At 31.8% G+C, this 9286-nt stretch carries 9 protein-coding genes; 3 read left to right on the forward strand and 6 right to left on the reverse strand.

Going from position 1 to position 9286, the window contains the following annotated elements:
- Nucleotides 1–213: 213 nt before the first annotated feature.
- Nucleotides 214–885 (forward strand): hypothetical protein, encoded by a 672-nt coding sequence (locus tag B4I81_RS09840; RefSeq protein WP_291110181.1) that lies wholly within the window; start codon nucleotides 214–216, stop codon nucleotides 883–885.
- A 67-nt stretch (nucleotides 886–952) separates the two neighbouring features.
- Here B4I81_RS09840 and carB read toward each other — a convergent pair whose 3' ends face one another.
- Together carB and rpmH are read right to left on the reverse strand one after the other, a co-directional pair.
- Nucleotides 953–3808, reverse strand: coding sequence for a carbamoyl-phosphate synthase large subunit (carB, locus tag B4I81_RS09845; RefSeq protein WP_291110182.1), 2856 nt, complete (start codon nucleotides 3806–3808; stop codon nucleotides 953–955).
- A gap of 168 nt (nucleotides 3809–3976) precedes the next feature.
- A complete protein-coding gene (gene rpmH, locus B4I81_RS09850; protein ID WP_007136275.1) occupies nucleotides 3977–4138 on the reverse strand; it encodes a 50S ribosomal protein L34 in 162 nt (53 codons plus the stop codon).
- Nucleotides 4139–4304: 166 nt separating this feature from the next.
- Here rpmH and B4I81_RS09855 point away from each other — a divergent pair, with 166 nt between their 5' ends.
- Nucleotides 4305–4820, forward strand: a complete 516-nt coding sequence (locus B4I81_RS09855) for a DUF2892 domain-containing protein (RefSeq protein ID WP_231843437.1) — start codon at nucleotides 4305–4307, stop codon at nucleotides 4818–4820.
- Between the two features lie 43 nt (nucleotides 4821–4863).
- Here the strand turns inward: B4I81_RS09855 and B4I81_RS09860 are convergent, their stop codons facing one another.
- The 3 genes from B4I81_RS09860 to B4I81_RS09870 are packed head-to-tail and all read right to left on the reverse strand — an operon-like array spanning nucleotide 4864 to nucleotide 6796.
- Nucleotides 4864–5232, reverse strand: a complete 369-nt coding sequence (locus B4I81_RS09860) for a sulfite exporter TauE/SafE family protein (RefSeq protein ID WP_291110193.1) — start codon at nucleotides 5230–5232, stop codon at nucleotides 4864–4866.
- Between the two features lie 7 nt (nucleotides 5233–5239).
- Entirely contained in the window at nucleotides 5240–6130 is an 891-nt protein-coding gene (locus tag B4I81_RS09865; RefSeq protein ID WP_291110185.1) for a lytic transglycosylase domain-containing protein, read from the reverse strand.
- Nucleotides 6131–6133: 3 nt separating this feature from the next.
- Nucleotides 6134–6796: an alpha/beta hydrolase gene (locus B4I81_RS09870; protein ID WP_291110187.1), complete on the reverse strand. Its 663-nt coding sequence runs from the start codon at nucleotides 6794–6796 to the stop codon at nucleotides 6134–6136.
- A 52-nt stretch (nucleotides 6797–6848) separates the two neighbouring features.
- Here B4I81_RS09870 and B4I81_RS09875 point away from each other — a divergent pair, with 52 nt between their 5' ends.
- On the forward strand, nucleotides 6849–7130 hold the full coding sequence (locus tag B4I81_RS09875; RefSeq protein ID WP_291110189.1) for an N-acetyltransferase: 282 nt from the start codon (nucleotides 6849–6851) through the stop codon (nucleotides 7128–7130).
- Between the two features lie 48 nt (nucleotides 7131–7178).
- Here B4I81_RS09875 and mtaB read toward each other — a convergent pair whose 3' ends face one another.
- Nucleotides 7179–8507, reverse strand: a complete 1329-nt coding sequence (gene mtaB, locus B4I81_RS09880; protein ID WP_291110191.1) for a tRNA (N(6)-L-threonylcarbamoyladenosine(37)-C(2))-methylthiotransferase MtaB — start codon at nucleotides 8505–8507, stop codon at nucleotides 7179–7181.
- Nucleotides 8508–9286: the final 779 nt, after the last annotated feature.

Here is a 9286-nt window from a genome sequence, read left to right on the forward strand (position 1 = left end):
AAGTAAAAGGCAACAAATTAACTATAATATCTACTAAAAATTATTTCAATTCGTACGAACCTAATTCCAATTGGAAAAAAATGATTGCTTTCCTAGATGCGGCATATCAATTTTCACAAGAAAAAATATTATTAAAAAAAATATAATCTAAATTTTACAACCTGTAAGATTAAAAAATTTCTTAAATTAACACAGAAAAATAAATTATTACAAATGAAAAAATTAACACAAATCGCATTAACAGCATTATTAGTTTTTACAACGATATCTCATGCTCAAACACAATTAAAAAAAGGATCTGTAACTTACACTATGTCTATGCCAGGCACAACAGAAGAAATGGCTGCTATGGGAGAAACAACTATAACAATCAATTTTGATGAAACTACTCAGGCAACAGATATGAGTATGATGGGAGGAATGATGTTAATGAAAACAATTATCCCAATTGCAAATAAAAAAGAATCAAGAATGACGATGGAAGTAATGGGAATGAAATACGAAATTACGGATATTGGAGAAGATGCTTTAAAAAATGCCAATGGTTTAAATAATCTTGATGATGCCAAAGAAGTAATCTATGACAAAAAAGATACTAAAGAAATTGCTGGCTTTAAATGTTATAAAGCAACAATAACAATGAATGATGGTAGTAAAAATATTTTTTACTTAACTGACGCTATTGCTCCACAAGAGTCAGCATCAAATAGCAAAGTAAAATTAACTGGTTACCCTTTAGAAATGAATATGCAAACCTCTCAGGGAAATATTATTATGATAGCTAACAAATTTAGCAAAGATATTCCTGTAGATGCTTTTAAAATAGGAGAAGGATTTACAAAAATCACTAAAGAAGAACTAAAAAAACAAATGGGTGGAATGTAAAATCAATCCAGAAAATTAGTTATTTAAATTAAAAATCCCAATCGACAGATTGGGATTTCTGTTTCTATTACTTCGTTAAGTACATTTTTCTTCTTGAGTACAAATCGTAGAATTGATCGTCTTTTAAATCTTCAATAAATAAAATACTTTCTCCTGTTGATTTCATCTCTGGACCTAATGCTTTGTTTACATTTGGGAACTTACTAAAAGAGAACACTGGTTGCTTAATTGCATATCCGTTTAATTTTGGATTAAAAGTGAAATCAGTTACTTTATTGTGACCTAACATTACTTTTGTTGCATAATTTACATATGGTTCACCATACGCTTTTGCAATAAATGGAACGGTACGAGAAGCTCTTGGATTGGCTTCAATGATATAAACCGTATCATCTTTTATAGCAAACTGGATGTTGATTAACCCAACTGTTTTTAAAGCTACTGCAATTTTCTTCGTATGATCTTTGATTTGTTGCATTACAAACTCACCTAGATTGAATGGTGGTAATGTTGCGTTACTATCTCCAGAATGCACTCCACACGGCTCTATGTGCTCCATAATTCCTATGATGTACACATTTCCATCCGCATCGCAAATAGCATCCGCTTCTGCTTCGATAGCGCCATCTAAGTAATGATCTAACAACAATTTGTTATTTGGAATATGCTTTAAAATCTCGATTACGTGCTCTTCTAACTCTTGTTTGTTGATGACAATTTTCATGCCTTGACCTCCTAATACATAAGATGGTCTTACTAAAAGTGGAAAATCTAACGTATCAGCTAATTTTACAGCTTCTTCCGCATTTTCAGCTACTCCAAATCTTGGGAACGGAATTTTTAATTCGGTTAATAATTCTGAGAATCTTCCTCTATCTTCTGCCAAATCTAAAGCATCAAAAGATGTTCCGATGATTTTGATTCCATATTTAGATAATTTTTCTGCTAATTTTAAAGCCGTTTGTCCACCTAACTGTACTATTACACCTTCTGGCTTTTCATGTTGGATGATATCATAAATGTGTTCCCAAAAAACTGGCTCAAAATATAATTTATCTGCCGTGTCAAAATCAGTAGAAACCGTTTCTGGATTACAGTTAATCATGATGGTTTCATAACCACATTCTTTTGCTGCTAAAACTCCATGAACACATGAATAGTCGAACTCAATTCCTTGTCCAATTCTATTAGGTCCAGAACCTAAAACCACTACTTTTTTCTTATCGGTAACAATACTTTCGTTATGAACATATTTGGTACCGTCTGCTTTTTCAATTTCAGCTTCAAAAGTCGAGTAGAAATAAGGTGTTACCGCTTTAAATTCGGCAGCACAAGTATCTACTAATTTGTAAACACGTTTGATATTTTGCTCTTCACGCAATTTGTGTACTTGACTTTCCAAACAACCCATCATGTGAGCAATTTGACGGTCTCCATACCCTTTTTGTTTCGCCTCTAAAAGCAATTCTCTTGGTAACGTATCTACTTTATAATTCGAAATTTCTTTCTCTAAATGGAATAACTCTTCATATTGTTTCAAGAACCACATGTCGATTTTCGTAATCTCATGAATTCTACTTAACGGAATTCCCATCGCAATAGCATCATAGATTACGAAAACTCTGTCCCAACTCGCGAAAGTTAATTTCTCGATAATTTGTTCGTAGTTTTTATACCCTTTCCCATCTGCTCCTAATCCGTTGCGCTTGATTTCTAATGACTGAGTAGCCTTGTGAAGCGCTTCTTGGAACGAACGTCCAATTCCCATAACTTCTCCTACCGATTTCATTTGAAGCCCTAATGTTCTATCAGAACCTTCAAACTTATCGAAGTTCCATCTTGGTATTTTCACGATTACATAATCTAATGTTGGCTCAAATAAAGCCGAAGTTGATTTTGTAATTTGATTTTGTAATTCATCTAAGTTATATCCTAAAGCTAATTTCGTTGCGATTTTTGCAATTGGGTAACCTGTTGCTTTTGAAGCTAATGCCGAAGAACGCGATACACGTGGATTAATTTCAATTGCTACGATATCTTCTTTATCATCTGGTGAAACTGCAAATTGTACGTTACAACCTCCAGCAAAATTTCCGATAGAGCGCATCATTAAAATCGCCATATCACGCATTTTTTGGAACGTTGTATCTGATAATGTCATCGCTGGCGCTACTGTAATCGAATCTCCAGTATGAATTCCCATTGGATCCATATTTTCAATCGTACAGATAATCACCACGTTATCGTTTTTATCGCGAAGTAACTCTAATTCATATTCTTTCCAACCTAGTAAAGCCTTATCAATCAACACTTCGTGAATTGGAGAAGCTTCTAAACCTCGAGTTAGTAAATCATCGAAATCTTCTTTCTTATGTACGAAAGCAGCTCCAGTTCCACCCAATGTAAATGAAGGACGAATTACCAACGGAAAACCAAATTCTTGTGCAATTTCTTTACCTTTTAAAAATGAATTAGCCGTTTTAGCAGGCGCCTGCGGAATTCCAATTTGATTTAAAAGCACTTTAAATTTTTCTCTATCCTCGGTAATGTTAATGGCGTTGATGTCAACCCCAATTAAACGTACTCTAAAATCTTTCCAAATTCCTTTTTCTTCCGCTTCTATGGCTAAATTAAGTGCTGTCTGCCCTCCCATTGTTGGTAAAACAGCATCAATTTGTGGATGCGCTTTAAGAATTTCGATGATTGATTTTGTGGTAAGTGGTTTTAAGTAAACATGATCCGCCATTGATGGATCCGTCATGATGGTAGCAGGATTAGAGTTGATTAAGATAACTTCTATTCCTTCCTCACGAAGTGAACGAGCGGATTGAGAACCTGCATAGTCAAATTCGCAAGCTTGACCAATAACGATAGGTCCAGATCCAATAATTAAAACCGATTTAATTGTAGTGTCTTTAGGCATTGTGTTGTTGTTTGTTGTGGGTTGTAGTTATATTGCGACTATAAAATTACTAATTTTCAAAAGGTTGCACTAAAATGCACTTTAAAACTTATCAAATTTTATAAACAGTTTAAAAAAAAGCCGCTACTAATAAAAGTAACGGCTGATATATTGTTTTAAGCTAAAACATTATTTTTTGTGTCTTGGTTCGCAAGAAACAGTTAATTTATGTCTTCCTTTAGCTCTTCTACGAGCAAGCACTTTTCTTCCATTTGCAGAAGCCATTCTATCCATGAAACCGTGCTTATTTCTTCTTTTTCTTTTTGATGGTTGAAACGTTCTCTTACTCATTGTAGTATCTTTTAAAATCTATAAATAAAATTCTTTTTTAAACTCGTAGGCTTCCTTTCCTGAAAACCGAGTGCAAATATACAAAGACTTTTTTCATTCGCAAGTACTTTTTTAAAAATATTTTTAATTGATTTTATTACCTTTGCATCAAACAAAAAATAAATATATGTTTCACAAAAATATCAAATTAGTTTTAGCTGCCTTAATCATAGCATTCGGAATTTATCAATTCACAGAAAACAACATTGGAAATGGAATATTCTTATTATTATTCTCTACCATTTTTATTTTCTTATATTTTAAAAATGAATTTATTTTATTAGCCTTTTTAAAATTAAGAAAACAAGATTTTCCTGGAGCTCAAAAATGGTTAGCTCATATTAAAAATCCGGAAGCCGCATTAGTAAAAAAACAACAAGGTTATTTTAATTATTTACACGGATTAATGGTATCGCAAACCAATTTAAATGAAGCTGAAAAATATTTCAAAAAAGCGATTTCATTAGGCTTATCAATGGATCAAGATTTAGCTTTAGCAAAATTACAATTAGCTGGTATCGCCATGACAAAAAGAAGAAAAATGGAAGCTACTAATTTATTAAACGAAGCTAAAAAATTAGACAAGCAAAACATGTTAAAAGACCAAATCAAAATGATGAAGGACCAAATGAAGAAAATGTAATTCATCATTCTAAAAAAATAGAAGCACCTTAAAGGTGCTTTTTTTATTTTCCTAATAACATCTTTCCTGCTATCAAAAGTAAAATTAATCCAAATACTTTTTTTAGCATTTTTTGATCTAAACCTACTGCTATTTTACTTCCAAAATAACCTCCAATCACAAAAAACAAAGCAATAATTCCTACATATCGCCAATCGATAAAACCTTCTTTGTGATACGTGTAAACAGCAACTGCAGTAACTGGCACCACCAAAACCGCCAAACTTGTTCCTTGTGCTTGATGTTGGTTAAATCCTAAAAGTAAAACTAGCAAAGGCACCATGACAACTCCACCTCCTACTCCAACTAAGCCGCTCAAAATTCCTGCTAAAATTCCGATTAATATTAAAGATAAAACAATTTGAACATCCATAGAGCGCTTATTCTTTTTGATATCCTGAAGTTGGGATTTCGATTTCATATTTTCTTCCAGAAATATTAGTTAGTTTTTTATCTCGTAACCAAGGATTGTGTATTTTCAAGATTTTATAATTTACACCTTGCGTTTTGGCAAACTTTGCTAAATCTGTAATTGAAGAATCAATCACTATTTTTTTGGTTGGGATAGAATAATACAAAGCTTCCTTTGGGATATTAAAACCATACTTATTAGCATGTGACATAATTTCTTTTAAAGCTAAAATTCTAAAAACATAACGCGAAGTTTCTTCGGTTAAAAGTAAATCATAATAATTTTCCACTTGCTGTTCTTCCATTTTTTTGGAAATTCCATTCATTCCACCATTATAAGATGCTGCCGCCAAAGTCCAAGAACCAAATTTTTCTTTAGCCTTTAACAAATATTTACAAGCCGCTTCAGTAGATTTTTCCAAGTGATAACGTTCATCTACCTCATCACTTACTTCCATTCCTTTTTCTTTTGCTGTTTCAGGCATAAATTGCCAAACGCCTCTTGCCCCAGCTGGAGAAACCGCATTCACCAAACTACTTTCAATAACCGCTAAATATTTAAAATCATCTGGAACACCATATTTAGCAAGAATGGGTTCTATAATTGGAAAAACTTTATTTGCTCGTTTGATTACCAAGGTGGTATTGGTATGATAATTCATATTAGTAATCATCTCTTTATCCAAACGCTCTTGCACATCTGCCATGAAGGTTGGCACTTCTTCACCCGAAAAGTCCATTTTCAAACTATAACCTACTGGAGAATATTTTGTGTCATCTGAAACTACTCCATAAATTAAGAAACTTGCTAAAAGAACAACCGTTCCTGTAATCAATATCTTCTTTATATGCTTTTTCATTTTTTAATCGTTTAGAATTAATTTTGGCAAATTTTCATTCAACCACTTGAATTTATTAACTATCATAATGTGAGTTCCTCCTTTTACAACAATACATTTTTCAATGTTTTTGATTGGGAAAACCTCATCCGCATCTCCGTGAATATGAATTACGGCTGTATTTATTTCTTTTTGTTTCCAACACAAAATGGTTTCAATAGCCCAATCCAAATAGTGCTTATCACGAACTGACAAATACTTTTCGTACAGCTTCAATCGCTTGGCTACAATATTATCTCCAAATGCATATTTTACCAATTTTTCTATATCAGCTAAAAGTTGGGTTGGAATTAACTTATACGCTTTTGTTGCTTTTGCTACTTTAAAACGTGGTGGAAATTCGGTATTCGATTTGACACTTGAAATGATAATTACTTTACGAACTTTCATTTGTTTTGCCATTTCCTGAACCAAAACACCTCCAAAAGAAACACCAACTAAAACCGGATTTTCATGCTGAATTTTCTCAGTCATTCTAAGTGCATAACTTTCGATACTTTCTTTTTCTTGAGGCAAAAACCATTCCAAAAAGCGCATTTCAAATTGGTCTTCTGGTAATTTAATATTTTCGAAAATAGTTGGACTTGCGGCTAAGCCTGGCATAAAATAAATTGGAATCTTACTCATTACCATTATTTTAAAAAAGTTTCGTAAATTTGCACACTAATTGAAAGGCATCATGGAAATCAAAGATAATGAACTTTTAAGACAATTTGAAATTATTTCCGATACTGGATTGGTTTCAATCGAATATTCTATTCAAGAACGAAAGTTGTTTTTGACTAAATTTTGTAGCAAAAATAACGAAGATGAAGAATTACACAACGAATTTATAAAATCGGTTTTAGAAATTGCGCAAGAACGAAAATTAAAAGTAGTTCCTACTCATGCAAAATTCATTAGTTTCTTTAGAAAGAATAGAAAATTTCAAGAAATGTTGCCTCCTGGAATTAAGATTTAATTTTTTAAAACTCATATAAACAAAGAATCCCGAATAATCGGGATTTTTTTATACTTCTACATTTAAGAATTCCATTCGTACACTTCCGTCTTCGTCAATCTTGGTTAGATTAATTTCGTGCAGCGTATTGACTAATTCTGGATTCCAAGGTGTTTTTACTTTTACGTAATTTTCTGTAAATCCGTGAATGTAGCCTTCTTTATTTTCACTTTCAAATAAAACCGTTCTGTTCGTTCCAATTTGACTTTCGTAAAACGCTCTTCTTTTCTTAACCGAAAGTCCGCGTAACATTTTACTTCTTTTCGAACGCACGTTCATTGGCACCACTCCATCCATGTCAACTGCTTCGGTATTATCTCTTTCCGAATAGGTAAAAACGTGTAAATAGGAAATATCTAAATCATTTAAGAAATGATAGGTTTCTAAGAAATGCTCATCCGTTTCACCCGGAAATCCAACAATAACATCAACTCCAATACAAGCATGAGGCATTACTTCACGAATATTAGCAACACGTTCCGAATATAATTCACGCATATAACGACGTTTCATTTTCTTTAAAATATCATTAGAACCTGATTGCAATGGAATATGAAAATGCGGGACGAATGTTCGACTTTGCGCTACGAATTCAATCGTTTCGTTTTTCAAAAGATTTGGTTCGATGGAAGAAATTCGCAAACGCTCGATACCTTCTACTTCGTCTAATGCTTTTACTAAATCTAAGAAAGTATGTTCGTGTTTTTTATTTCCAAATTCTCCTTTTCCGTAATCTCCAATATTAACACCCGTTAGAACAATCTCTTTGATGCCTTGTTCTGAAATTTCTTTAGCATTTTTCAATACATTTTCTAATGCATCACTTCTAGAAATTCCACGAGCTAACGGAATGGTACAATACGTACATTTATAATCGCAACCGTCTTGTACTTTTAAAAACGCACGCGTTCTATCTCCAATTGAATAACTTCCTACATAAAAATCTGCCTCTTCAATTTCACATGAATGGACTTCGCCCATGTCGTTTTTCGACAAGTCATTAATATAATCTGTGATTTTGAATTTTTCTGTAGCACCTAAAACCAAATCTACTCCATCAACTGCAGCTAGTTCTTCTGGTTTTAATTGGGCATAACAACCCACAGCAGCAACAAACGCTTTATCATTAAGCTTCATTGCTTTTTTTACAATTTGCTTGAATTGTTTATCTGCATTATCCGTAACCGAACAGGTATTAATCACATATATATCTGCAATTTCTTCGAAATCAACTCGTTCAAAACCTTCATTTTGAAAATCACGTGCAATTGTAGACGTTTCTGAGAAGTTTAATTTACATCCTAAAGTGTAGAATGCGACTTTTTTCTTGTTTTCCATAAGTAAAACTCAATTAATGAAATCGTTGTCAAAAAATTGAGAATGCAAATTTACAAACATTAATTTATTTAATAATACTAATTAAAAAGAAAAAGGTCTAAACTAAGTTTAGACCTTTCATAAAAACTTTAATTTCCCCCTACAGAAATAAAATCTTTTACTATTATTTGAACTAAAATTATGAAAGGTTTTTAATTGTATCAGTTCAAAAGTAATAACTGTATCAATTTTATTAATAAGTGTAATTAAAACATCTTAAATAAAAAAAGGCCTAATAAAATATTAGACCTTAACGAAATTTCATTATCCCCCAACAGATAAAAAATATTTATTACTTATTCGAAGATAAAGAAGTAGGATAACAAAAAATAAATAAGTAGCTTTATTTTAAAAAAAAATACGCATATATAAAATTACACTGAAAAGAAGTAAAAAAAAAGGTCTAATTAAAATTAGACCTTTGTGAAAAAATCTTTATTGTCCCCCTACAGAAATAAAAATTCTTATTATTACACAGCTAAAGTATAGCAAGAAAATGAGTTCACAAAGAAAATAGCTATAAGTGAAATTATTTTATCATAATTTTAAAAAACAACAATATTTTCCTGTTTTTGATTGCTTTATATTAAAATAAAAAAAGCCTAGTTTAAACTAGGCTTTTATGAAAAAAATCTTTATTGTCCCCCTACAGAAATAAAAATTCTTATTATAGCTGGGACTAAATTAGTGGATTAGATAAATTTAATTCTTATAATTAATTCATTAATGTCCGATAAAAA

The sequence above is a fragment of the Flavobacterium sp. UBA6195 genome (assembly GCF_002422095.1).
Lineage (GTDB): Bacteria > Bacteroidota > Bacteroidia > Flavobacteriales > Flavobacteriaceae > Flavobacterium.